General features: G+C 68.3%; 18 protein-coding genes and 1 pseudogene. 9 read left to right on the plus strand and 10 right to left on the minus strand.

The features are described 5' to 3' along the window. The first annotated feature begins 428 nt into the window (after positions 1-428). Positions 429-1475 carry a DUF1521 domain-containing protein gene (locus Q664_RS14560; RefSeq protein WP_052518102.1) on the plus strand — a complete coding sequence of 349 codons (1047 nt, stop codon included), beginning with the start codon at positions 429-431 and terminating at the stop codon, positions 1473-1475. A gap of 73 nt (positions 1476-1548) precedes the next feature. Then, the gene (locus Q664_RS14565) at positions 1549-2043 is read left to right on the plus strand and encodes a tetratricopeptide repeat protein (protein ID WP_043394843.1); all 495 of its coding nucleotides are present in this window, start codon (positions 1549-1551) and stop codon (positions 2041-2043) included. A gap of 20 nt (positions 2044-2063) precedes the next feature. Here the strand turns inward: Q664_RS14565 and Q664_RS14570 are convergent, their stop codons facing one another. Beyond that, positions 2064-2675 (minus strand): class I SAM-dependent methyltransferase, encoded by a 612-nt coding sequence (locus tag Q664_RS14570; RefSeq protein ID WP_043394909.1) that lies wholly within the window; start codon positions 2673-2675, stop codon positions 2064-2066. A 139-nt stretch (positions 2676-2814) separates the two neighbouring features. On the opposite strand from Q664_RS14570, the gene Q664_RS14575 reads away from it, so the two are divergent. Together Q664_RS14575 and sctV are read left to right on the plus strand one after the other, a co-directional pair. Then, the gene (locus Q664_RS14575) at positions 2815-3252 is read left to right on the plus strand and encodes a tetratricopeptide repeat protein (RefSeq protein WP_043394845.1); all 438 of its coding nucleotides are present in this window, start codon (positions 2815-2817) and stop codon (positions 3250-3252) included. An 89-nt stretch (positions 3253-3341) separates the two neighbouring features. Next, entirely contained in the window at positions 3342-5471 is a 2130-nt protein-coding gene (sctV, locus tag Q664_RS14580) for a type III secretion system export apparatus subunit SctV (RefSeq protein ID WP_043394846.1), read from the plus strand. A gap of 75 nt (positions 5472-5546) precedes the next feature. Here sctV and Q664_RS14585 read toward each other — a convergent pair whose 3' ends face one another. Both Q664_RS14585 and Q664_RS14590 read right to left on the minus strand, forming a co-directional pair. After that, the gene (locus Q664_RS14585) at positions 5547-6665 is read right to left on the minus strand and encodes an FHA domain-containing protein (protein ID WP_043394848.1); all 1119 of its coding nucleotides are present in this window, start codon (positions 6663-6665) and stop codon (positions 5547-5549) included. Positions 6666-6698: 33 nt separating this feature from the next. Further along, on the minus strand, positions 6699-7754 hold the full coding sequence (locus Q664_RS14590) for a tetratricopeptide repeat protein (protein WP_084609895.1): 1056 nt from the start codon (positions 7752-7754) through the stop codon (positions 6699-6701). A gap of 114 nt (positions 7755-7868) precedes the next feature. Here Q664_RS14590 and Q664_RS14595 point away from each other — a divergent pair, with 114 nt between their 5' ends. Then, a complete protein-coding gene (locus Q664_RS14595; RefSeq protein ID WP_043394851.1) occupies positions 7869-8384 on the plus strand; it encodes an outer membrane beta-barrel protein in 516 nt (171 codons plus the stop codon). On the opposite strand, the gene Q664_RS14600 is transcribed toward Q664_RS14595, so the two are convergent. Then, on the minus strand, positions 8350-9183 hold the full coding sequence (locus tag Q664_RS14600) for an RDD family protein (RefSeq protein ID WP_043394853.1): 834 nt from the start codon (positions 9181-9183) through the stop codon (positions 8350-8352). The two genes, Q664_RS14595 and Q664_RS14600, sit on opposite strands and share 35 nt — an antisense overlap. Before the next feature lie 144 nt (positions 9184-9327). Here Q664_RS14600 and Q664_RS14605 point away from each other — a divergent pair, with 144 nt between their 5' ends. Next, positions 9328-10482, plus strand: coding sequence for a hypothetical protein (locus Q664_RS14605; RefSeq protein WP_043394855.1), 1155 nt, complete (start codon positions 9328-9330; stop codon positions 10480-10482). Between the two features lie 12 nt (positions 10483-10494). Here the strand turns inward: Q664_RS14605 and Q664_RS14610 are convergent, their stop codons facing one another. The 4 genes and pseudogenes from Q664_RS14610 to Q664_RS14625 form a co-directional block, all read right to left on the minus strand. Next, on the minus strand, positions 10495-13062 hold the full coding sequence (locus Q664_RS14610) for a hypothetical protein (protein ID WP_043394857.1): 2568 nt from the start codon (positions 13060-13062) through the stop codon (positions 10495-10497). A gap of 41 nt (positions 13063-13103) precedes the next feature. Continuing rightward, positions 13104-13541 (minus strand): SMI1/KNR4 family protein, encoded by a 438-nt coding sequence (locus tag Q664_RS14615; RefSeq protein ID WP_043394860.1) that lies wholly within the window; start codon positions 13539-13541, stop codon positions 13104-13106. After that, a pseudogene (locus Q664_RS63190) lies at positions 13538-13942 on the minus strand (HNH endonuclease); the annotation flags it as partial. The pseudogene Q664_RS63190 and the gene Q664_RS14615, both read right to left, overlap by 4 nt. Before the next feature lie 651 nt (positions 13943-14593). Then, positions 14594-15295, minus strand: a complete 702-nt coding sequence (locus Q664_RS14625; protein ID WP_043394862.1) for an expansin EXLX1 family cellulose-binding protein — start codon at positions 15293-15295, stop codon at positions 14594-14596. Positions 15296-15504: 209 nt separating this feature from the next. Here Q664_RS14625 and Q664_RS52100 point away from each other — a divergent pair, with 209 nt between their 5' ends. The 3 genes from Q664_RS52100 (at position 15505) to Q664_RS14640 (ending at position 21014) form a co-directional block, all read left to right on the plus strand. Next, positions 15505-17364: an adenylate/guanylate cyclase domain-containing protein gene (locus Q664_RS52100; RefSeq protein WP_160174409.1), complete on the plus strand. Its 1860-nt coding sequence runs from the start codon at positions 15505-15507 to the stop codon at positions 17362-17364. Then, positions 17364-18659 (plus strand): serine/threonine-protein kinase, encoded by a 1296-nt coding sequence (locus Q664_RS14635; protein WP_052518105.1) that lies wholly within the window; start codon positions 17364-17366, stop codon positions 18657-18659. Before Q664_RS52100 ends, Q664_RS14635 begins: the two co-directional genes overlap by 1 nt. A 204-nt stretch (positions 18660-18863) precedes the next feature. Further along, positions 18864-21014 carry a FecR family protein gene (locus tag Q664_RS14640; RefSeq protein ID WP_043394864.1) on the plus strand — a complete coding sequence of 717 codons (2151 nt, stop codon included), beginning with the start codon at positions 18864-18866 and terminating at the stop codon, positions 21012-21014. Positions 21015-21025: 11 nt separating this feature from the next. Here Q664_RS14640 and Q664_RS14645 read toward each other — a convergent pair whose 3' ends face one another. Both Q664_RS14645 and sitA5 read right to left on the minus strand, forming a co-directional pair. Beyond that, a complete protein-coding gene (locus Q664_RS14645; protein WP_043394866.1) occupies positions 21026-21658 on the minus strand; it encodes a pentapeptide repeat-containing protein in 633 nt (210 codons plus the stop codon). Positions 21659-21669: 11 nt separating this feature from the next. After that, positions 21670-23340 (minus strand): SitA5 family polymorphic toxin, encoded by a 1671-nt coding sequence (gene sitA5 / locus Q664_RS52105; protein ID WP_052518106.1) that lies wholly within the window; start codon positions 23338-23340, stop codon positions 21670-21672. Positions 23341-23515 lie beyond the last annotated feature (175 nt).

Here is a 23515-nt window from a genome sequence, read left to right on the forward strand (position 1 = left end):
CCCCCTGCGGCTGGGTAGTCCGAACCGGTCTCGCGCTCCTCGATGAGAGGCGTCGCGGGGCCGGTTTCGCTTTTGGGGCCCATGGGGCTCCTCCGGCGCAAGCAGCCAGGCAGTCTCGAACCGGCCTCGCGAGCCCTCTCCAGAGAGGACCTCGCGGGGCCGGTTTCGCTTGGAACTCCTCTTTCCCGGGATGGTGGGCTTGACGGACTCCCGATCGTGGTTTCCACTCCCGACCTCGGGGGTCGGCAGAGGAATCCTGGGCGGAAAAATCACTTTCGCGAGGTCACAGGAAACCTTCGGTGGGGTGGCTCGATAATGGAAATAACTGAAGCACAGCGGGCGGCGCTTCGGCGCCACTCCCTCAACGAGATGTTCTGACCTGGTGCGAAGAGCTTTCTGCGCGCCTGAGAAAGAAAGGACGAAACATCATGTCGACCAAGATCGGTGGTTCTCCGAACACTGTGACCACGGCTCGTACCACCACGGCTGAGCTGCAGACCCTGGGCGCCACCAAGGACGCCGGCCAGGCCCAGGCCACCACGGCCGCCAACGCCGCCAACAACACGGTGGAGACCGATGTCTTCCGGACCGACCGGTCCATCATGGACATCTTCTACTCGGTCGTCGGCAACGGCGGTCCCGCCACGCCGACCCCGCCGGCGCCCTCGGACTCCTCCCACCCGTCCGGCAGCCTGAAGACGGACAAGAACGGCGTCATCACCACCCCGGGCGGCTACAAGATCGAGGCCACCAAGCAGTTCGAGTGGAAGATCACCGGTCCGGACGGCAAGTCCACCCGCATCTGGGGCGACCCGCACGTGGACGAGGGCGACGGTGGCAAGTGGGACTTCAAGCGCGACAGCACCTTCGTGCTCGGCGATGGCACCCGCATCAACTGCACCACCGCCCCCTACGGCAACGGCATGACGGTCTCCGCCAAGCTGGAGATCATCTCCGGTAACGACCGCGTGCAGGTCACCGACCTCGACAAGGGCAAGGGCAAGACGGGCCCCGTCACCCAGGACGGCTTCGCCCACGCCAACAGCTTCGGCAACAAGGACGTCTTCGTCATGGGCAAGGAGACCGACGACTGGTCCTTCACGGGCAAGGAGATCGTCGGCAGCAACAACGGCGGTGAGTCCTTCAAGCTCGGCAACGACCTGGCCCCGGGCAACACCAAGCCCACGACCAAGCCCGCCACCACCAAGCCGGGTGGCTTCTTCGGCAAGCTCGGCGACCTCTTCAACCAGATGTCCAAGCTGTTCGACTCCCTGCGCAAGCTCACCGAGAAGCTCGAGAAGAACAACCCCTTCGAGCGCCCCACCACCCACGGCCCGCGCGGTGGTTGCTGGGTGGATCGCCGCCAGGCCACCCTGAAGAACAGCTTCGAGGACATCGGTCGCATGCTGGACAAGTGGTCGTCCCTGAGCGACCTCACCCGTAGCATCAACCAGAACCGCTTCCGGACGTTCTGAGCTCTGGTCTAGACTCATCGGGCGGGAGGGTCGTGCGCGGCCCTCCCGTCTTTTTTTCCCCACAGGTGATCCCGTGAGCAATACCCCGCAGAATCCCGCCGGTACCACGCGCGTCATCTCGGAAGAGCTCGGTGAAAAGCTCGTCGTCGGAGAGATCACTCCGGCGGAGTTCCTCGGCTTGTCCCAGGAGATGCTCTACCAGATCGCCACGCGCGGTCACGAGATGCTGAAGACCGGGAAGTTCCAGGACGCGCTGGACATCTTCAAGGGCCTGGTGGCGGCGTCCCCCTACGACAGCGTCTTCCACTGCAACCTGGCGTCGACCTACGCCCACCTGGAGAAGTACGCCGAGGCCAAGGACGAGTACACCCGGGCGCTCGAGCTCAACATCGGCAACGTGGATGCCCTGGTGGGCCGCAGCGAGCTGCTCCTGCGCGAGGGTGACGTGAACGGGGCCGTCCAGGACATCCAGACCGCGCTGAAGCTGGATCCCGAGGCCAAGCGCGAGAACACCAAGCGCGCCCGCGCCACCCTGACCATGCTGCAGAAGGCGGGGAAGGCGAAGTAACCCCGCCCCGCGGGAGGGGACTACCGGCGCTTGTACACCGCTGCGAGCGCCGAGCCCCAGTCCGTCTTCATCACCTTCATCTTCTGGAAGACGAGCTCGGGGGATTTCAGCGTCTGTCCGGCCATGATGACCCGAGCCCCCGGCTTGAGCTCCTCCAGCTTGTGGGTGAGCTTGTCCATCAGCTCCGGTCCGTAGCAGGTGCCATGCGCGAACAGCACGTCGGCCTCGGAGAGATCCTCCACCAGGAAGTCCCCATCGATGAAGTCGATGCGCTGCTCCTGGTGCTCGGGCCCCAGGTGGGGGCGGAGCTGCGCGTCGTAGTGGCTCAGCACCTTGCGGGCCGCGTCCCCCAGGCCGGGGAGCAGCTCGATGCCCACCACCCGGCGGAACGGGAAGGCGAGGGCGGCCAGCAGGGTGGCCTTGCCCGTTCCGGAGCCCAGGTCGAAGAACACCTCGCCCGCCTGCGGCGCGGCCGCGAGCATCACGTCATGGAAGGCCGGGGGAATCACCTCTCCGTAGGTGGTGGCCGCCTCCTGCTTTCCCAGCCGCTCCTTCTCCTGCCGGGCGATGTCGTAGCCGGAGAAGCCCGAGTAGAGCTGCTCGAAGAGTTCCTGCGCGCGCGCGAGTTCCATGTGCCCCATCTTACGGAAGGTCCGTCCCGGGAGGACGTTTCTGTGAGACCTGTCCTGTAATTCCGGTAGGGAGCTTCCGTCTGTTCGAAAGCTCGTAGTACCATCGAGATTGACTTCTACCGTCCCGTCCCCACCACTCATGGCGAACTCCGATCCCGAAGTCTCTCCGCCCGACCTGCTCCAGTACGCGATGCAGGGCTTTCAGATGTACGAGCAGGGGCGTTACGACGAGGCTCGTGTCATCTTCCAGGAGCTCTTGGAGTTGGATCCCACGGAGGGCTACTACCGCACGGCCCTGGGAGCCACCTGTCTGGCGGTGGACGAGCTCGACGAGTCGCTGGAGCACTTCAACGAGGCCATCCGCCTCAATGACTCGGACACCGCGGCGTTGATCAACCGCGGCGAGGTCCACCTGCGCCTGGGCAACATCCTGGAAGCCGTCCATGACTTCACCCGCGTGGTGGAGTTGGACCCGGAGAACAAGGACCCCCTGACCGAGCGTGCGCGTGTCCTGGCCGCTGCGGCGCGCCAGAGCGCCGAGGAGGCCCAGCGGGACCCCGAGGCCTCCCAGGAGTAGGCCGGGCTCGCCTGGCCGCATGCTCTCTGCCGAGGGCGTGGGGTGGAGGCTTGGGAAAGGAAGCGGGTTTCGCTAGGCTCGCGGACTGAATGTCCGCCCAGAGCAACAGCAACAGCTTCCTGTCCAAGTACTCAGACATCGTCCTGGCGTGCGTGGTGGTGGCCATCATCGGGATGATGATCGTCCCGCTGCCGCCCATGCTGCTGGACGTGCTGCTCACCCTGAACATCAGCATCTCGGTGGTGCTGCTGCTCATCTCCCTGTACGTGCCGCAGGCACTGCGGTTGTCGGTGTTCCCGACGCTGCTGCTCATCACCACGATGTACCGGCTGGCGCTCACCATCTCCACGACGCGCCTCATCCTGCTCACGGGTGATCCGGGCGAGGTGGTCGAGGCCTTCGGTCACTTCGTGGTGGCCGGCAACATGGTCGTGGGTCTGGTCATCTTCATCATCCTCGTCATCGTCAACTTCATCGTCATCTCCAAGGGCAGCGAGCGCGTCGCCGAAGTGGCCGCGCGCTTCACCCTGGACGCCATGCCCGGCAAGCAGATGTCCATCGACGCTGACTTGCGCGCCGGCTCCATCGACCAGGACGAGGGCAAGCGCAAGCGCCGCGACCTGGAGCGCGAGAGCCAGCTGTTCGGCGCCATGGACGGCGCGATGAAGTTCGTGAAGGGCGACGCCATCGCCAGCATCATCATCACCGTCATCAACATCGTCGGTGGCCTCATCATCGGTGTGATGCAGAAGGGCATGGAGGTGGGCGCCGCGGCCCAGAAGTACACGCTGCTCACCATCGGTGACGGTCTGGTCGGAATGATTCCCGCCATCCTCATCTCCACCTGCGCCGGTATCATCGTGACGCGCGTGGGCGGCGACGAGGAGGGCAACCACCTCGGCAAGGACGTGGGCGCGCAGCTGACCGCCTACCCGAAGGCCATCGCCATCGCCGCGGGCATGCTCGTGGTGCTCGGCCTCATCCCCGGTCTGCCCAAGATTCCCTTCTTCCTGCTGGCCGCTGGTGCCGGCTACGGCTCCTGGAAGATGCTGAAGAACGAGGAGGCGGTGGCGGCGGGCGAGGCGGCCGGCCTCTCCGGGGAGACGCCCGAGGGCGAGGTGCCCGCGGCTACCGAGCCGCAGCCCAAGGAGGCCATCAACCCGGACTCCGAGCTCTTCATCCCCGTCGTCACGCCCATCGTCCTGGAGGTCTCCGACTCCCTGGTGCCCTATGTGGACTCGCGCCAGGACAACGGCAAGTTCCTCTTCGAGCTCATCCCCTTCATGCGCGACGGCCTCTTCGTGGAGATGGGCGTGCGCTTCCCGGGCGTGCGCGCCCGCGGCAACTCGAACCTGCCTCCCGGCGCCTACCAGATTCAAATCAACGAAGTCCCCGTGGTGACGGGCCAGGCCACCCTGGGCCACGTGCTCGTCAACGACACGGTGGAGCGCCTGAAGCTGATGAACATCCAGGGCTTCGAGGCCGTCAACCCCGCCACCCGCCAGGCCGCCGCGTGGGTCCCCGAGCAGCACAAGGACACGCTCGAGGCCGCCGGTCTCACCACGTGGGACGTGCCCGGCTACATCATCCTCCACCTGGCCGCCGTGCTGCGCCGCCAGGCGCGCGAGTTCATCGGCGTCCAGGAGACGCAGTCGATGCTCGATCAGCTGGAGAAGGCCTTCCCCGCCATCGTGAAGGAAGTGGTTCCCAAGGTCGTCACCGTGCTCAAGCTCACGGACATCCTCGGGCGCCTCGTGGAGGAGGAGATCTCCATCCGCGACCTGCGCGGCATCCTCCAGTCCCTCGCCGAGTACGGCCAGGTCGAGGCCGACAACGTCATGCTCACCGAGCACGTGCGCTCCAGCCTGCGGCGCTACGTGTCCCACAAGTTCGCCCGTGGCACGGGCACCCTCGTGGTCTACCTGTTGGATCCGCAGATCGAGGAGGCCATCCGCGGCTCCATCAAGCGCACCTCCGCCGGTACCCACCTGGCCCTCGAGCCGGACATCGCCCAGGAGATCGTCCAGGCGGTGAAGTCCGAGTGCGGCCACCTGCCGCCCAGCGCGCAGCGCCCCGTCATCCTCACCGCCATGGACATCCGGCGCTACGTCCGCAAGCTGCTCGAGTACGAGTTCAACCCGCCCTTCTCCGTCGTCAGCTTCCAGGAGCTGTCCCCCGAGCTGAACATCCAGCCGGTGGCCCGTATCTCCATCCGGTAGTGGGGAACCCGGGTGCTTCCGGCACCCTCACCCCGACCCTCTCCCGGTGGGAGAGGGAGGGGATGCGCGAGTGGCTCAGACGCCCACGAACAGGGCGATCAGCACGCCCACCGCCATCAGGAAGATGACGCCCAGCGCCACCAGCGGGATGTAGCGCTTCACGTCCGGCTCGGCCACCTCGCTCTCCGGCTCCTTGCGGCGCACGGGCGGCGGGGGCGCGGGCTTCACCGGCTCTTCCACGGGAGGCTCCGGCTCGGCGGCCGGTTCCGGCTCGGGCTGCGCCGCGGCGGGCTCCTCGGCCGCGGGCTCGCCGCTGGCCTCCTGCTCCTGCTCTTGCTCCTGCTCCTCTTCCGCGGGCTTCTCCGTGGACGTCCCCGAACGCTTCCCCGAGGGCGTGCGCTCGCGCGCGGCCGGCAGCGGGTGCGTCCTCGAGCTGGGCTCGTTGTCCAGCCTCGCCGACACCACCGGCGCCGCCAGGGCCTCCGACTGCTCCTCGGGCGCCTCGGACGGGCAGACGTAGACGAAGCGGACTCCACCCACCTCCAGCTCGTCACCGTCCTTCAGCGTCTTGCGGTTCACCCGCTTGCGGTTGACCTTGATGCCGTTGCGGCTGCCCAGGTCCTCCACGTGCGTGCCCGACCAGTCGCGCCGCACCTTCACGTGCTGGCGGGAGATCAGATCGTCCCGGAAGATCACATCCGCCGAGTCGTCCCGGCCGATGGTGAACTCCTGCGCGTCGTTGACCTCCAGCCGCTCGCCCTCGCGCGGGCCGTTCATCACCCGCAGGTAGCGCTCCTCGCCACCCGACAGGCCCCGCATCACGTCCTTCACCATGTTGCGGGCCACGAAGGACGTCTTCTGCGACTCCACGTCGTGTGGCAGATCCGCCACCTTGTCGAAGCGCACGTCGAACTGCGCGATGACGATGACGTCGCCATTGCGCAGCAGCCGCTTCTCGCCCTTGGGCAGCGGCTTGCCGTTCACCTGGGTGCCGTACGCACTGCCGAGATCCTCCAGGAAGAAGAGGTTGCCCTCCTGGGTGATGCGCGCATGGCTGCGCGACACGGCCTGCTGCGCCAGCACCACCTGGCAGCCCTTGTCGCGGCCCAGGGTGATGACGGCGTCGTCCAGGACGTGCTCGGTGGGTTTGGCACCGGCTTCACTGCTCTGTTTGACCGTTAGCCTGACGCTCATCGCGATGGCGGGGGGCGAGGTTCCGGGCGCGCACTAGTACGACTTCGCGCTGAGGAACTTTTCGCACGTCTCCGACTCCGAGGGGAAATCCTCCACCGAGCCGTACTTGAGGAAGTTCTTGCACGCAACCTCGGCGTGCTGGCGCTTCTGGCCGTTCGAGTAGATCTCGAACAACCCGTAGTGGCAGGGCGCGTACTTGCCATCCCGCTTGAGGCACTCCTTGTAGGTGCGCTCCTCGTCGGCCAGCAGCCCCTCGTCCTTGTACTTGCGCGCCAGCACGAAGAGGGACTCCGCGCTGTTCTCCGCCCGCTGCGTGTCACGGAACTGCTTGAGGCCCGAGTCCACCAGGGCCGACTTCTTCCGGGCGATGGTCAGGTTGTTGAGACACACCGCGTGATCCGGCTTGATCGCCACACAGCTGGCGAAGGACTCCGCGGCCTCCGCGTAGCGGGCCAGCTCCATCTGCACCGCGCCCAGGTTGTTCCACCAGTCGGGGTTCAGGTTGGGCGCCAGCTGCACGGACTTCATCATCTCCGCCGCGGCCTCATCCAGGCTGCCCTGGCGGTAACGGATGATGCCCAGGTCATGGCGGGCCTGCGCGTTGTTGGGGTCCACCACCAGCAGCGTGAGGAACTCCTTCTCCGCCTTGTCCATCTTGCCCAGGTTGATGAAGGTGAGCCCCAGGTTGTAGCGGGCCTCGACGTAGTCCGGGTTCACCTTGAGCGCGCGCTGGAAGCTGTCATGGGCCTTTCCGTAGGCCTGCTCGTCCAGGTACAGCTTGCCCAGGTTCATGTACGAGGCCGCGTGCTCCTGGTTGAAGCGGATGGCCTTGATGAAGTGCTCGCGCGCCAGCTTCTTGTTCCCCGAGTACATGGCGATCAGGCCCTTGTTGGCCCACAGGTCCGCGTACTGGGGAGCGAACTCCAGGCCCAGGTCGCAATACACCTCGGCCTGCTTGAGGTCCCCCTTGTCGAGCTCCTTGACGCACAGCTCGTTGTTCACGAGGGCCCGATCGGATGGAGGCGGGGTAGTGACGCAGGCGGAGGCCAGCAGCAGGGGGAGGGCGAGGGCGGAGCGGAGGGAACGCATGACGGGGTGGGAGTGTAGGAGAGGCCCCCCTCCCGGATCAACGCCCCCCGGCCCGGAGATTCCGTGCGGTTTCAGTGGTTTAGCCGCCACCTGGGGACGGTAGAGTCCGCCCCCATGCGCTCGTTCCTGCTCGCCCTCGCCAGCCTGGTGGCCCTCTTCTCGGCCGCCCCCGCCCACGCCCAGTTCGCCAACCGCAGCCTCGGCCTGTCGCTGGGCTATATGAACTTCAACAACACGGCCAGCCTCACCAGCACCGTGTTCGTCGGCTTCGACGCCACCCTCTACATCGAGAGCGGCTTCGAGGTCGTCTCGCTGACGAAGATCGCCTTCCCGGAGGATCCCATCAGCGGGCAGCGGGTGGTGGGCCTGGCCCCGTCGCTCGGCGTCCGCTACCTCTTCTTCGAGGAGTCCATCCGGCCCTATGTGGGCGCGGACCTGAGCTACCTGCACGTCTTCAAGCCGCAGGGAGACTCGAACTTCTTCGGCATCGGCCCCAACGCGGGCATCGAGTTCTTCGTGTCGGACTCCATCAGCCTGGGCGCCCGGGCGCAGTTCAACGCCTACCTGTCGCTGACGGAGCGGCTGCAGACGTCGCTCATCCTGTCGGGCGGGACGTCCGTCTACTTCTAGTCCTAGGCCACCGCACGCACCGTCCCCCCCGCCGCGCACCAGGGGAGGGCAGCAGGGCCGCGGCCACCAGCAGCGTCCATTTCTCGTCCGAGAGGTGGGCCGGCTTCTCCAGGGCCAGCAGCTCCTGCAGCTTCGTGGCGAGCGCGGAGAAGAGGCGCAGACGGGCCTCCATCCGGAGCTCCTCGCGCCGCAGGGCCGCGGTGAGCACCAGCTCCCGCGTCTCGGCGCTCAACCGCTTCACCCGGGAGACGAAGAGGGGATCCGCCAGCAGCCCCTCGTCCGCCGACGCCTCGAGCGCCGAGGGCGCCTTGAGGCGGCGCTCGCGCACCACGATGGTGCCAGCGAGCATGTCCCCCAGCCGCTGCTGCGAGCCGGACAGCAGCGCCGTCACCCCGCCCACCAGGTAGAAGAAGGGCAACCGGTCCACCGGCCGCGCCAGGTTGCGCAGCGCGGCATGGTAGAAGCCGATGCGCACGCCGCTCTGCTGGATGACGCGCAGCCCCATCACCCGCTTGCCCACCGTCTGCCCGCTCCAGGCCGTCTCCAGGGCGATGCCGTAGCCCCAGTCCACCAGGAAGTAGAGGACGAACCCCAGCGCGCTGGCGAAGCCGGGGAAGGCCACCATCGTCGCGCTCAGCCCGATGAGGAAGACCAGGGTGAGGCCACCGACGAGGACCGCGTCCATCAGCCACGCCAGGAAGCGCGAGTAGAGGCCCGCGAGCGTGAAGCGGAATTCCACGTACTCGGGCGTGAGCACGGTGTGGGTGCCGTCGAGGAGGGTGTCGGGCGTGTCCGTCACGGCTCCAGTCTAGGCGCGTGGCGCCCTCGCGGGCACGCCCCGCAGAATATTTCCGGTGGCTCGACGTCCTGAGGGCCATTCGCGACAATTCCGCGACACGAGGTGGGCTCCTGGCCCGCCCGCCTCCCCTGGAGGGGATTCCCCATGCGTTTTGGTTCCCGCAGTCTCGCTGCCGCGCTCGTGCTGTTCGCTTCTGGCTCCGCTTCCGCCGTGGAGCTCAACTACCAGTGGAAGAAGGGCGACGTGCACCGCTTCCAGTATGAGGATGACTCGACCATCGAGATGAAGATGCCCGACGGCATGGGCGGGATGCCCGGCATGGGCATGCAGATGCCCGGGATGGAGATGGGCAAGGGCGGCATGAACGTCCGCATGAAGGTCCAGTCCGTCTTCAGCCAGAAGGTGCTCTCGGTGCGCAAGGACGGCACCGCCGAGGTGGAGCTCACCCTGGAGAAGATGGAGCTGGTCGGCGCCGACAAGCGCGTCACCACCATCGACACCATTCCCCCCGCCGCGAAGAAGGTGAAGGCCGAGGTGGATCGCAAGGGCAACGCGAAGTTCTTCAAGATGGTGACGGTCTACGTCCAGGAAGGCCGCACCGTGGTGGGCGTGCACAACCTCAAGGCCGGGCCCAAGGGCGCCAGCGCCTCGATGACCGCGGGCGACACGCGCGTCGACGTGGTGGCCGCGGTGGACCCCAAGAGCGGCACCGTGTCCCTCGCCATGACGGAGAAGAAGGCGCCGCCTCCCGCGCTCAAGGCCGTGAAGATCAAGGAGGAGGATCCCTCCGTGGACGTCCTCCCCAAGCAGATCTTCGACATGATGGTGCTCCCCGAGGGCGACCTGGCGCCGGGCGGCCGCTACGAGGTGACCACCCCCATGGGCGCCATGGCGCTCACGCTCGCGGAGATCGAGAACAACATGGCCCAGATGCGCACCACGGTGGCCCAGAAGGCCGAGGTCCCCGCCGAGGCGGCCGGGGAGGCGGCGGCCGGGCAGGAGTCCGGTGACGCGGAGGAGGGCGGCTCTGCTCAGGCCATGGGTGGCATGAACATGGGCGGTGGCATGAACATGGGTGGCGGCATGAACATGGGCGGCGGCATGCCTGGCATGGGCAGCGGCTCGGGCAACGGCTCGGGCGGGGCCATGGGCATGAAGGTGGACCTGGACGTGAACAGCGGCTTCGACGTGGCGGCCGGCCGGCTCGTCCGCATCGAGGGCACCCAGGTCATCGACCAGTCCTCGGGCGGCATGGGCGGCATGAAGGTCAGCTCGCGCTTCTCCCTGCAGCGGCTGTAATCGGGCCTCGCATCAGCGGGTCCGGAGCCACTCCGAGGCGTGGTGCCGCGCGAAGAGCCGGCCCACGCCGTGCTCGTCCACGAGCTCCCAGACCTCCATCCCGCCCTTGCGCTCGAGTCCCTTGAACATCACCCGGCCGGCGAAGCGGAACACCTCCGCCAGCTCGCCGGTCGGGTGGAAGCCCACCGTCAGCCTCATGGGCCCGGGCGGGAAGAAGTAGCGCTGGTGGAGCTCCGGATGCAGCGTCCGCGGATCCACCTCGAGCGGGCGGAAGAACCGCTGATCCCCCAACGTCTCCTGGTAGGCCAGCAGCGTCTCCTCGGAGACCGCGACGCCCGCGTTGTAGATGTCTCCCGGCGCGTCCTCTCCCTGCTTCGCGGCGTCCTCCAGCGCGTCCCGGAGCGATTGCTCCAGCGCCCGCCTCGCCCCCTCCAGGTCACCCGCCTTCAGCGCCGCGCGGGCCTCGGCCTCGGCGGAGTAGGGCACCTGCACGGACAGCGGCGCGCCCACGAACACCCGCCACGGATGCGCCAGCGAGGGATTGCCCCGCCGCTGCCGCTCCTGCGCGAGCATCGCGTCCGCCTTCGCCCTCGCCGCTCCCGAGCGCGCCGTGCCCCGGGCGCTCTCGTTGATGCGATCCGCGATGGCCACCTTGGAGAGGCCGAACACGTCGTCCTCCAGGGTGATGACCAGCGGCGCCGGGCCGTACGAGACGAACACGCCCGCCTCCAGTCCCTCGCCCCGGCCTCGCGCCAGCGCCGCCTCCTTCTCCCGCTGGATGATGGCGCGCACCCCTGGCCGGGCCGCTTGCAGCTTGCGTTCGTATTCCTCCTCGATGGCCTTCAGCCCCGCCTCCACCTGCTCGCGGGAGATGGTCTGGGCCAGCCGCCTCTCGTAGGACACCAGGTGGCGGCGGATTCCCACCGCGAGCGTCACCAACCGGTCCACGGTCCCGCTCAGCGAGAGTGCGTCTCCCAGCAGGTTGTTGACCGAGACGCCACCCCGGTCGGAGAGCTGGGACATGCCTCCGTGGAGCGCCTTCGCGTCCTCGAGGATGGGCAGGTAGAACTCCCGCCGCAGGAAGTCCGCCATCGCCGCGCCGCCGAGCAGCTGCGTGCGCCGGGTGAAGTCCTTCACGTCCACGAACAGGTGCGCCACCGGGGCGCTCACCGCCGAGCGCAGCAAGGGGCCCTGTTTCGTGGACAGCAGGTAGAGCCGCCCGGCCTGGTACTCCGCCTCCAGCCCGCCCTCCACCTCCTCGCCGGTGCGCGCCTCCATCATGCGCCGCAGCGGGAACAGGGAGCGCTCCAGCCACAGGTCGCAGACGAACGCCGTGGCGGCCCTCGCATAGGTAGCGTGGGCCTTGGCGCGCGCCAGCCCGGCGGCCGCCGCGGGCTCCTTGGGCGAGTACTCCTTGAGCCGGGCGGCCAGATCGTTCAGCACCTCGGCCGACGGACCCTTCAGCGTCTCGGCGTAGGTCCGCAGCTCCTTCGTCAGGTGCTTGCGTTCCTTGTCCTCGGCGAGCAGGGCCGTCAGCTCGGCCGGGCGTGTGGCGAGCGCCCGCAGATATTCCGTCAGGGCTCCCTGGAAGCCGCCGCCCTCGCCCAGGCGCACCGCGCGCACCAGTGACTCGCGCAGGGCGCTCACGCCCACCGCCAACTCGGCCCTGCGCGCCATGACGTCGTCTTTCGAGACCGCCTGCTCCAGCGTGGCTCGCACCGTGTCCACCGGCAGGCCACCGGGGTGCTGGGCCACCAGCTTCTCCGCGTCGGGGACTCCGGCCAGCAGCTCGCAGCCGTAGAGCGTGGAGCCGCCCGTCAGCAGCAGCCGCGTACCTCCCAGCACCGCCATGGGCCCCAGCGCCGACTCGATGCGCGCGGCGAGCTCCGGGGAGGGTTGGCCCTCGCGCACCGCCCGCTCCACGCCCAGCCGCAGCGCGAGGTACAGGCCCGTGGCCGTGGCCGTCACCAGTTGGCGCTGCACCGGGGCCGGCAGATCCAGCGAGCGCAACGCGCCCTCCATGCCCGGCAGCAGTGAGGACAGCATCAGCGCCACCAGCGCGGGGGTCTCCTCTCGCCCGCGCGATTCCTTCATCTCCGTGAAGGCCCGCCGCATCAGCTCGATGACCAGCGCCACCAGCGAGCGTCCCCAACCTCCCGGGCCCAGCCAGGCCGCCATCACGCCGCCGGTGAGCAGCGGGTGCGTGAGCGTGGCCAGGTCCGCGGCGGCTCGTGTGTCCGGACCGCCCGCGCCGGGTGACAGCGTCGGCGGTAGCTGGGGCAGGGTGGCGTACTCCTCCACCAGCAGGAAGCGATCGAATTCCCCGGTGGAGACCAGGTCCCGGTGCCTCGACAGCAGCATCACCGCGAGCTGGCGCGCGCTCTGCGAGAAGAGCGCGGCGGCCTCGGGCGTGATGTGGAAGGGCACCCGCAGTTCCGCCAGCGAGACTCCCAGCGAGAAGCGCAGCCGGCCCGGGCCCAGGCGCAACAGCTCGGATACACGCCCGTGGAACTGGCTCGCCAGCTCGAGACGGCGTTGCGCGATGGGAGAGACCCCGGCCCCCTGTGCCGACAGACTCATGGTCCCGAGTATTTCACTTTCTCCGTCGGCCTTGAACACCTCTACCCGTCATGCAGGGCTTCCAGGAACGCGGAGAAGCTGTCGGCAATAGGTGTGATGAGCAGTTCCACCGAGACGTGGGCGATCCTGGGGAGGTATGGGGTCTCTCTGTAATCGAAGCACACGAACTCTCCTCCGGGCGTCTTGGCGAACGGAAAGAGTCCAGGAGGAACAAGTGGCTTCAAGATCTCATGGACGCGCATCACGGAGTACGGCTGCTTCTCCGGATCGACCGTGATGGTCAGGAGTACACTGAGCACATCGTTACCTTCGGCCAGTTTGAAGGTACCAGGCTCAGGAGTCATGCCCTGGTGCCGCGAGACGATGAGCTTGTACTCCGCAGGAAGCGTTACACCCCATTGCCGCTCGAGCAGCTCGAGTTCATGCGGATGGACGGGACGGGGCTCTTCCCAGAGATAAGGCTCCCAGCGAACCGTCATGGGCGATTGCCTCCTCCCCAGATCGCCATCCCACCGGTATGGGGAATCGACAGTTGATGAGCCCCTTCATCCACGAGTTGCATTCTCCCAACGTCCTGATGGTGATGCCAGGAGTGCCCAACCGGTGGATCCTTGGAGGTGAGTAGTTTCTCGACGTCCTTGGGGCTCAGCTTGAGTGTCTGTGCCAGCTGGGGATCTTCGTGGATTGCCTGGTGGAGCTTGCGGTTTGCTGCTCTGTAATGAGCCAGGCGATCCACGGTGCCGATATGGCTCCTGTCCAAGAGGGTTTCGAACTTCGTCTCGAACGCAGGGAAGCCGTCCTTATCGAAGCGGATGGTCCGCTCGCCATCGGTGATGGTTTGCCCGGCGCGATTGCGTCCCAGGTTGGTGATGGGGTTGGGCATTACCAACATCGCCAGGTAGACGGAGAGGGATGACATGACGGCCATGTGGAGCTGGGCAGGGTCCAGCAGGTTCTGCACGGCGAGCCGGGCGCCAGACCACACTCCCGCCATGGCGAAGGAGAGGGCCATGTCCACCTTCTCGTCTGGGTCCAAGAACAGCCCGTTCGCCAGCAGCGCGCGGCAATCAGCGGGGTGGCCACTCTGGGAACACCAGTGCTGGTACTCCTCGAGGAAGGCTGCTTGTTCGTTGCTGGAGAGGGGAGGAGCCCAGGAGAGGGTCAGTCTGGGCAACAGAGGACGGAGGGGAAGGCGCAGGCCGGCGGCCTGCCGGGCCATGGCTTGCTCGAATCGTGCTTGTGATACCTCCACAGGGGCGATGTGAGGTAGCGCAGGTAGCGCAAAGAGGTAGTCCGTGCCGTCTTCCAGGAAGATTCTTGGCGTTTCGGTGAGCTCGCAGGAGACGGCTGGTTTTGTGTCCCCGGAGGCGTTGCCGTGAGCTTGTCTCCCGCCATCCGTGGAACAGGCGATGGACAGCAGGAGCAAGATGACAAGGCAGGCGTTGCTCGTGTGGGAGGTCCTACTGGCATCCGCCAGAAAGGGACCCCCTTCGTGATTCGGGCGTGCTTGCATCGACGCAACGTCCGATCTTCAGCCCGCCTTGAACTGGGCCGCGCCGTCGTAGGTCGCGTTGGAGTTCGCACCGGGCAGCGTGTCCTCCAGCGTCTGCCCGTCCGAGGCCGTTATCCGCACCTTGATGGAGCCGCTGCCCATGCCGGCGGGCTCGACGAAGTAGTTGTAGTCCTCGCGCTTGACGTTCACCCAGGCGCCGTTCTTCCAGTACTCGAGCTTTGTCACGGGCATGCGGTGGTTGCGCACCTGGATGGCGGTCCACCACTGCGAGCTGCCGTCCTTGATGTGATAGCGGACGGGGCCCTGCACGTCGCACGTCACCATGCGCCAGCGCACGTCCACCCGGCCCGCGACAGGGTCTGCGATCTTCTCGAAGGCCGAGCGGCTGAGGTCCAGGTGTCCCTTGGTCGGGCAGTCGGGGCACGAATCCACGATGCGCACGCGCAGGTTGCCCTTGGGGCCCTCGATCTCCACGCAGGAGCCGCACACCGCGCTGTTCTCGTACTGGCCGATGTTCATCGCCGCCACGTCCAGGTTCCCCGGGCTGGGATCGAAGCTGCAATTGCCCGCGCCCGTCGCGTCGTAGAAGGTGATGAGGCCGTTCTGGAACTCGCCCAGCGCGCGCAGGGCTCCGCCAGGATCGGTGGGGCCACAGGCCGCCAGCAGCGGGAGCAGGATCGTCGCGAACCAGCGGGCGGAGGCGAGCTTCTCGATGCGCATGACGGGATCTCCTCTCAGCAGGAAGGGGACGGGGAGTGTAGCGCGTCCAGATGGACGTGCCCGGCTGCTCGCTCCAGGAGCGTCCCCCCGGAGAGGGGCCGGGCGGGGGTCCGTGGTGGTTCGGGACTCGCCCCCTGCCTCCAGAGGGTGATAAGCCGGGACTTCCTCCCCCGACTTCTCTCGGAAAGCCGAGCCCCCTCAGATACGCGATGGCAGCGAATCCTGTCCCCGTAGTGGAGACTCGCAGCGCGGAGCGCGGCACGGAGCCGCCCGTGCCTCCCGCTGGCGAGAAGGGCACCCCGGCCGTCCCGCGAGGACTCCCGCTCTTCGCGCGCCTGTTCCTCCTCATCCTGCTTTGTACGCTGCCTCCGCTGATGTGGCTGGGCTTGGATATGATGGACGCCAACGTGGTCGCCCTCACGGAGACCGTCCGCCACCAGCACCGCTCCATCGTCTGGGCCGTGCAGCGGACTGTCCGGAGCGAGTTGGCTCGCGTCGAGCAGGATCTTGAGGACGTCTCCAACATCCTCTTCGGGCCCGGGCTGGGCGATGATGCCACGCGCTACGCCCTCGCCGGCTCCCGGGTGGCGGCGCTGCGCGACATCGACTTCGTCACGCTCTACGCCCCGAGTGGCCAGAGCGTCACCACCGTGAAGGCCGAGGAAGTGCCGGATCCTCGGGTGCCCTCCCGGTTGGAGCCCGCGCTCATCGAAGCCCTTCGTGCCGCCAACGGCCAACTCGTCGTCCAGGGAGTGCATGCGAACGCACCGGGGGAGCCGGTGCTCGATGTCTTCTTCCCCATCGTCCACGACGGCACCGTGCGCGCCGTGCTTGGCACTCAGGTGAAGCTCCGTGAGATGTGCAAGGTGATAGGCAATTTCGGCGAGCAGTTCCTTGGCTCGCGCGAGAATGTCTTCGTCGTGGATCGCGAGCGACGGATCGTGCTCCATGCGGACCTCGCCCGGGTTGCCGCTCGCGAGGAGCTTTCCCGGCACGGCCTTTTCTCGGCGCTCAGCGGCGACTCCTCCTTCAACACCAACATGGCCGCCATCTCGGACTTCCAGTTGGACGGCGTGGAGATGCTCGGCTCGCTGGAGGTGATCTCCGAGCGGGGCTGGGCGGTGGCTGTGCAGCAGCCCCAGTCCGTGGTGTACGCATCGCTGTCGGGGATGCGCAGGTCCATCCTCGAAGTGCTCGCCCTGGCCGCGCTGGTGGCGCTGGTGGCCGGCCTGCTCGGGGCCCGGCTGCTCACCTGGCCCATTCGCGACCTCATGGCCGCGACGCGGGCCCTCGCCGAGCGCACGTTCCGCGGCGTGGGTGAGCGCGTCACCCGGCGCGGCGATGAACTGGGCGCCCTGGGCCGCGCCTTCGACAGCATGGCCCTCACTCTGGATGCGAAGGAGCGTGAGGTCGTCGCCCAGACGCAGGTGCGTGCGGCCCTCAGCCGCTACCTGTCTCCCGATGTGGTGGACCTGGTCGTGTCCAATCCGGACCAACTGCGGCTCGGCGGTGAACGCCGCGAGGTCACCATCCTCTTCGCCGACGTGGTGGGCTTCACCAGACTGTCCGAGTCCCAGCCGCCGGAAACCATCGTCGCGCTGCTCAACGAGCTGTTCACCTTCGCCACCGAAATCATCCAGCGGCGCGGGGGCATCATCGACAAGTTCATCGGCGACTGTGTCATGGCGGTGTGGGGTTCGCCCCAGTCCCACCCGGACGACGCCCTGCGCGCGGTGCAGGCGGCCGAGGATCTGCGGCGCTGGCTCGACGTGGGCAACCGCCGCTGGCGCGCACGCTGGGGCATCGAAATCCAACTGGCCATCGGCATCCACACCGGCCCCGCGGTGGCGGGCAACGTCGGCAGCGAGAAGCGCATGGAGTACACCGTCATCGGTGACACCGTGAACGTGGCCGCGCGCATCGAGTCCATGGCCCAGCCGGGACAGATCCTCGTCAGCGAGTCCACGCGCGAGCGCATCGGTGACAGTGGTGTGGAGCTGGTGCCCGCCGGAGAGCGCCAGCTGCACGGCCGTACCGCGGCCACCCGCATCTTCGAGGTGCCGCTCTGATGCTCGAGCCGGGCACCCTCGTCGCCGAGCGCTTCCGCGTCCTGCGCTCGCTCGGCAAGGGCGGCATGGGCGCGGTCTACGAGGCGGAGCAGCTCGGTCTGGGCCGCCACGTGGCCCTCAAGGTGATGCACCCGCACATCGCCAGCGCCCCCGGCTTCACCGAGCGTTTCCAGCGCGAGGCCCAGGTCCTCGCCCGGCTGCGCCACCCGGGCTCGGTCGAGGTGTACGACTACGGGCTCGGCTCGGGTTTCCTCTTCCTCGCCATGGAACTGGTGTCCGGCGAGACGGTGGACTCGCTCATCATGCGCGAGGGCGCGCTGCCAGTGCCGCGCGCGGTGGACATCGCCGTGCAGGTGTTGGAGGTGCTGGAGGCCGCGCACGCGCAGGGCATCGTCCACCGCGACCTCAAGCCCGCCAACCTCTTCCTGGAGCCCTCTCCAGGAGGCGAGCGCGTGAAGGTGCTCGACTTCGGCCTGGCCGCGCTCGGGGGCGAGCTGCACGCGCGCCTCACCCAGGAGGGCATGTCCGTGGGCACGCCGGGCTTCATGTCCCCGGAGCAGATGCGCGGGCAGCCGACGGACGGGCGCAGCGATCTGTACTCCCTGGGGTGCGTGCTCTACGAGCTGCTCACCGGGTTCCCTCCCTTTCCGGTGATGCCCTCGGCGGAGATCGTCGTCGCGCACCTCTACAAGCCGGTGCCCCCGTTCCACGAGGTGCGGCCGGACCTCTCCGTGCCCGAGCGTCTGGAATCCCTGGTGCGCGGGGCCATGGAGAAGCTGCCCGGCGCGCGCCCGCCAGACGCGGCCACCCTGCGCCAGGAGTTGCTGGCCGTGCTCGCCGGGCCCCTGGGGCCACCCCCGCCGAAGAAGCGGGGCGAGGGGAAGAAGACGGAGCGGGGGCTCGGGCAGGTGCGGCACGAGGTGCCCGTGCCGAAGCCCGTGCCCGGTGGGGCGCCCGTGGCCGTGCTGGTGCCCAGGCACCAGGCGCCCGCTGGCGACACGCTGGTGATGTCGCTCACGGCGTGTGGCTTCCAGGCGTGGGTGGCCTCGGAGACCGAGCCCTGGGCGCGGTTCGGCGCGCTGCTCGTCGTCGCGGACGGGCACGAGTCGCTCGCCTGGGCGAGGATCCTGGCGGCGCGCCCGGGTTCTCCTCCTGTCCTGTTGTGTGGTCCCGCGGATGACTGGGACCTGGTGACGGGCGCGCTCGAGGGAGGACTGTTCGACTTCGTCCCCCTGCCGCTCGATCCGATCGATCTGACCCGGAAGGTGTCGCGTGCCCAGAAGCTCAAGCGTTAGAGGATTCGCCACGGCGCTCGTCCTGGTGCTGTGCCTGCCGGCCGTCTCGTGGGCCGAGGCCCAGAAGCCCGTCGATGACGACGTGTACGTGGTTCAGCCCGGGGACACGTGCGGCAGCGTGGCGCGCAAGGTGTTCGGCGACGCGACCACCGGCTCCGCGAAGCTGCACGCGCTCAACAAGATGGGGCCCCCCCGCATCAGCTCGTGCCGGGCACGGTGCTGCGCATCAAGGGAGACCCCGACGCGCGCCTCACCTTCATCCGGCCCGAGGTCAACTCCAAGCGCGCGGGCAAGGTGGATTGGTTCCAGGCGAACACCGGCCAGGGACTGTGGCGGCTCGACTCCGTCAACACGCTGCGCGAGGCCGGCGCCGAGGTCACCTTCCGGGATCTGACGCGGCTGCAGATGAACGAGAACGCGCTCGTCGTCATCTACGGCCAGTCCACCCAGGCCACGGACAAGGTGAAGAAGTCCGGCGCGGTGGAGTTGCTGAAGGGCGAGCTGAGTGTCTCGCTGGCGGAGCTGCGCGGCGAGCCCGTGGGGGTGCGGATGCCGGCGGCCACCGTGGCCGCGCGCTCGAAGGACCTCCTGGTGGGCGTGGATGGCCAGCAGATGAGCCGCGTCTCCGTCTACGACGGGCAGGCCGAGGTGAGCGCACAGGGGCAGAACGTCCAGGTGCCCAAGGACCATGGCACGCGGGTGGAGAAGGGGAAGATGCCCGAGAAGCCTCGCCTGCTGCCCGAGGCGCCGGCGTGGGCGGGTGGGGTGCGCTCGGTGCGGTTGCTGCTGGACGACAAGGGGGTGGACGAGGAGCTGGCGTGGGCGCCCGTGAAGGAGGCGGCGTCCTACCGGGTGGAGCTCGCGCGCGATGAGCGTTTCAACGACCGGGTGCACGGGGAGACGGTGCAGGCGGGGCAGGAGTCGCTGAGGTCCGTGGCCCGGGCGCTGCTGCCCGGCCGGTACTTCGCGAGGGTGCGTGCCGTGGACGCGGCGGGCCTGGTGGGCAGGGCGTCCGCCGTGCGGCAGGTGGAGGTGATGCGCGTGAAGACGGAGCGGGGCACCGTGGGGCCCCAGGGCATCCGGGGCGCGCAGCGGCTGGACTTCACGGTGGAGGGCGCCGAGGCGCTGGACTTCCGTCTCGACGGGGCCCCCACGACGCACCCGATACGGGTGGAGAGCGTGGGCACGCACACGCTGGAACTGCTGCCGCGCGGCGTTCCCGACGCCCGCCCGGAGAAGCTGACGCTCACGGTGGTGCCGCCTCGCGTGGACGTGGACGTGGAGCCCGTGGCTGGCGCGTTCCGGGTGAAGGTCCTGGTGCTCGACGAGCGGGGCAAGCCGCTGGAGGGCCCCTTCGCCGCGCTGAAGCTGCGCGGGTTGCATGGCACCCAGGTGGAGGAGCCGCTCCAGCGTCAGGCGGATGGCTCGCTGCTGACGCGCGCGCTGCCGGGAATGCGTCACGGGGAGCGCGTGGCCTCGGTGGAGGCCCTCTGGGGCGACACGCCCGTCCAGCAGGTCAACGCGCTGGCGCCCATGGAGCAGGCGCCCGTGCCCGTGTCCGTGGCCGCGGAGCCCGCGCCTCCCGTGCGGGACGCCGGAGCGGAGGTGGCGCTGATGCCGTTGCTGGGTGCTCCCTCGGGAGGCCTGGTGGAGGCCGCCCCCTTGCCCACGGCCTTCCTGCCGCAGGCGTGGCTCTTCGAGGTGCGCACGCAGCCTGGACTGGAATCGGAGGGCCTGGACATGGCCCGCGGACGCACCACGCTCGCCGTGGAGGGCCGCGTGTCCGAGCGGGTGGCCCTGGGCACGGCGCTGGCCATGCGCCCTGGCGTGCTGATGAGGGGCGGTGCGACGGGCGAGGTGCCCGGGACGGCGCTGTCCGCCTCGCTGTCGGCGCGGGTGCGGCTGACGGACCATCCGGACTTCCGGCTGCTGCTGGCCTTCGATGGCTCTTTCGCGAGCTCCCGCTTCGACGAGGAGGCTCGGGGACTGCGGCTGCGTCCGGCCGTGCTCGCGGGGTTGCGCCGGGAGCGCTGGGCCTTCTCCACCAGCCAGGCCTATGCCCTCCGGCCGGGCGGGGCCGAGGCCACCTGGGACAGTGCCTGGCAGGTCTGGTTCCTTCCCCTGCCCATGTTGTCGCTCGGGGCCGGGCTCGATGCGCTGGTGGGCGCCACGCCCCGGGTGCCCGGTCCCCTGGGCCTCGCGGCCGGAGTGGGGGCCCGCTTGAAGCTCGGAGGCTTCGAGCTGGGTACCTCGGTGCGCCGGGGTTTCGGTCCGGATGGCGCGCGCGTCTGGGGCGGATGGAGTGGACAGTTGACGCTGGGCTGGTCCGGCCTGGGCGCGCGTCTGCTTCAGTAGCTTGCGCTGTATCAGTAGATGATGCAGTCGAACTGCTCAACGACCTCTCTGAATGCTTCCTCGGTGGTCTCGCGTCGCCTGGCGAGAGCCGAGGCGTATAACGTCACGGCCCTTGTGCAGGGAGGATCCCTGTACGGCCCCTCTACGATGACCGGGCGATAACCTCCCGGCCACTCGACGCTGTTGAGCTCGCGGGCTCGTCCGATGGGGTCCAGGATGGTGAAGCAGGGCCACCTGGGAAAGCGGATGGTGGAGGGGTCACAACCCATGATGCGGCAGCCATCCAGGCGGGCTTCGCTGAAGTCACAGTCCTCGATGGACCCGTGCTGATACCACGGCAGGCTCATGTATTCAGGCCAGAGCCCGAAGTCGCATCCCGACAGTCGCCCCTTGAAGCGGCAGCCCTTCAGGGACGCAGCCACCCAGCTCTGAAAATTGTTCAACTCCTGCTTTACCTCGAACGTGCAGTCGATGAATCGAGGCTGCTTGAGGCTCAGACGCCGAGCGGACACCTTCAGCACGAGGGTACAGTTCTTCAGCGTCAGGTTGGGGCCGAGGATGTAGTTGGCCTCCTTGTCTGTCAGCTCCAGCCGCTCGTTTTCGATTTCCCGCTCCTTGAAGACGACGTTACCGAGCGAATCCATGGCCGCCACTTTCAGAAGGTGAGCATCCGGAAGAACTGGCCCGCCATGCGTCTGCCATGCCGCGCCAGGTTCGACTCCGTGCCGGAGAGAATCTCGTACTGATAGCCTCCCGGGACGGCCACATCGACGCCTTTGTTGAGGCTGAAGTCGTAGAGGTGCTCGAACTGCTCTTTCACCTTTCTTTGCACGTAGCGTCCCCGGGCCTCGCGCTCCAGCAACCGCGCCAGCCAGTACTCGCCCTTCTTCAGGGCGTCGTCGATGGCATCTCGCTCGTTGCGCGAGAGCCTGTGGGGCCCCCACTCCCTGGCGGCCCGGGTGACGGCTTCCTGGAGCATGTCGCCCACCCTGTCCTCGACAGGGATGTCCGCCACCGACTTGCCTCTGGGAATGTGCCAGCGCGGGCCGTCACTCAGTTGTACCTGCCGGTTGCCGCCCCGGTGCCGGATGACGGTGGCGGCGGAGCGGCCTCCCGGGGCCGTTTCCACGCCATGCCCCGGCCCCTTCTTGAGCATCACCACGGCCATGGGGCCCTGCGGTGAGGTCGCCACCCTCTCCGCCGCCGCCACCGCCCGGGCCAGCGCTCCCTCCGAGGCGATTGCCGCCTCCGTGCCTTCCAGCCGGCCCATGACGGCCGCCCCGCCTTGCGCGTTGAACCGTGCCCCCGCGAAGTGGAAGCCCGGCAGTGACTTCACCCGCGCCATCACCTGGCCCAGCGTGTGTCCGCTCAAACTGGCCACCGCCAGAATCATCGCCCTGGCCGAGTCCTCGCCCAGCACCTTGCCGAACTGCGCACCAGCCGCGCGCAGTTCCTCGAAGGTGGTGGCGTGGTGCGCCGCGTCCGCCATGCGCGCCCAGCCATCCATCAGCCCGTACATCGTGCCCAGGCCCAGGTAGCCGATGAGCAGCAGGGTCATTCCCGCGGCCAGGGCCTTGGTGGTGGGCTCGGGCACCAGCCACATGGCGCAGTAGAGGGCCACCGTCCAGACGACCATGGAGACGAGCGCCCGGGTGTCCAGCAACTCGCGGCCCAGCGCTCCCTTCGTCTCCTCCAGCACGTGGCCGAACGCAATGGACAAGGCCAGGACGCGCCGGTCCTCGGCGCTCAGGTACGGCCCGTCGTCCAGCAGGGCCCGGCAATCACCTCCCCCCTCGGGCGCACACCATGCCAGGTAGTAGTCCCTCAGGGCCGCTTCGGCCTCGGGAGTGAGGAAGACGGGGCCCGTCTGGTGCTCGGGTATCCAGGTGAGGCCCTGGCCCGCGTATGCCTCCAGCCTCCAGTCACCCGAGGCTTCCACCCACTCCGCCTCGGCGGGCGCTCCCCCAGTGGCGAGCAACGCGTGCGCCGCCTGCCGGGGCGTCTTCGCCCCCAGCCGCACCTCCCGGGCGAGCCGATGGAAGGCGCGCTGGAACTCGGCCGGGGGGATGCGCACCGGCCGGGTGGCGACGGCACCGGGCTCCAGGAAGTCCACCTCGTACACCGTTGCCGATTCCAGGCCCGGCTCCGCCGTGGCCGCCGTCCGCTCTTGGTCAGCCGGCGGGGGCGTGAGCGGAGGGGCGCGGTAGCCCGCGAGGAGACTGCCGTGGGGCGTGCCCGTGGCACACGCGAGCTGGAACAGGACGATGAGGGCCCAGGCGCCCAGGTGCGCGCCTTGGGAGCGAGCGCCAGCAAGACGGGTGGACACGGCTTCACCTCCGGAGGCGACGCGGGATGCAAGTCGTCGCTCCGGAATTACACGGGAACAATGGTACGCCCGTCAAACCACCGGGTTGTCCTCCAGGGCCCACTGCTGGCGCCTGGAGGCCTGTGGCGTGTGTTTCACGATGTGGGCGCCAAACGGGTGCTGGCCCGTTCCAGGT

The organism is Archangium violaceum Cb vi76, from assembly GCF_000733295.1.
Lineage (GTDB): Bacteria > Myxococcota > Myxococcia > Myxococcales > Myxococcaceae > Archangium > Archangium violaceum.

Bases quoted from the DNA above. Each gene is read 5' to 3' on its own strand.
- Q664_RS14560 (WP_052518102.1), top strand. From the start codon at position 429: ATGTCGACCAAGATCGGTGGTTCTCCGAACACTGTGACCACGGCTCGT.
- Q664_RS14635 (WP_052518105.1), top strand. From the start codon at position 17,364: ATGCTCGAGCCGGGCACCCTCGTCGCCGAGCGCTTCCGCGTCCTGCGC.
- Q664_RS52100 (WP_160174409.1), top strand. From the start codon at position 15,505: ATGGCAGCGAATCCTGTCCCCGTAGTGGAGACTCGCAGCGCGGAGCGC.
- Q664_RS14585 (WP_043394848.1), bottom strand. From the start codon at position 6,665: ATGAGCGTCAGGCTAACGGTCAAACAGAGCAGTGAAGCCGGTGCCAAA.
- Q664_RS14570 (WP_043394909.1), bottom strand. From the start codon at position 2,675: ATGGAACTCGCGCGCGCGCAGGAACTCTTCGAGCAGCTCTACTCGGGC.
- Q664_RS14625 (WP_043394862.1), bottom strand. From the start codon at position 15,295: ATGCGCATCGAGAAGCTCGCCTCCGCCCGCTGGTTCGCGACGATCCTG.
- sctV (WP_043394846.1), top strand. From the start codon at position 3,342: ATGTCCGCCCAGAGCAACAGCAACAGCTTCCTGTCCAAGTACTCAGAC.
- Q664_RS14605 (WP_043394855.1), top strand. From the start codon at position 9,328: ATGCGTTTTGGTTCCCGCAGTCTCGCTGCCGCGCTCGTGCTGTTCGCT.
- Q664_RS14575 (WP_043394845.1), top strand. From the start codon at position 2,815: ATGGCGAACTCCGATCCCGAAGTCTCTCCGCCCGACCTGCTCCAGTAC.
- Q664_RS14645 (WP_043394866.1), bottom strand. From the start codon at position 21,658: ATGGATTCGCTCGGTAACGTCGTCTTCAAGGAGCGGGAAATCGAAAAC.
- Q664_RS14615 (WP_043394860.1), bottom strand. From the start codon at position 13,541: ATGACGGTTCGCTGGGAGCCTTATCTCTGGGAAGAGCCCCGTCCCGTC.
- Q664_RS14610 (WP_043394857.1), bottom strand. From the start codon at position 13,062: ATGAGTCTGTCGGCACAGGGGGCCGGGGTCTCTCCCATCGCGCAACGC.
- Q664_RS14590 (WP_084609895.1), bottom strand. From the start codon at position 7,754: ATGCGTTCCCTCCGCTCCGCCCTCGCCCTCCCCCTGCTGCTGGCCTCC.
- Q664_RS14595 (WP_043394851.1), top strand. From the start codon at position 7,869: ATGCGCTCGTTCCTGCTCGCCCTCGCCAGCCTGGTGGCCCTCTTCTCG.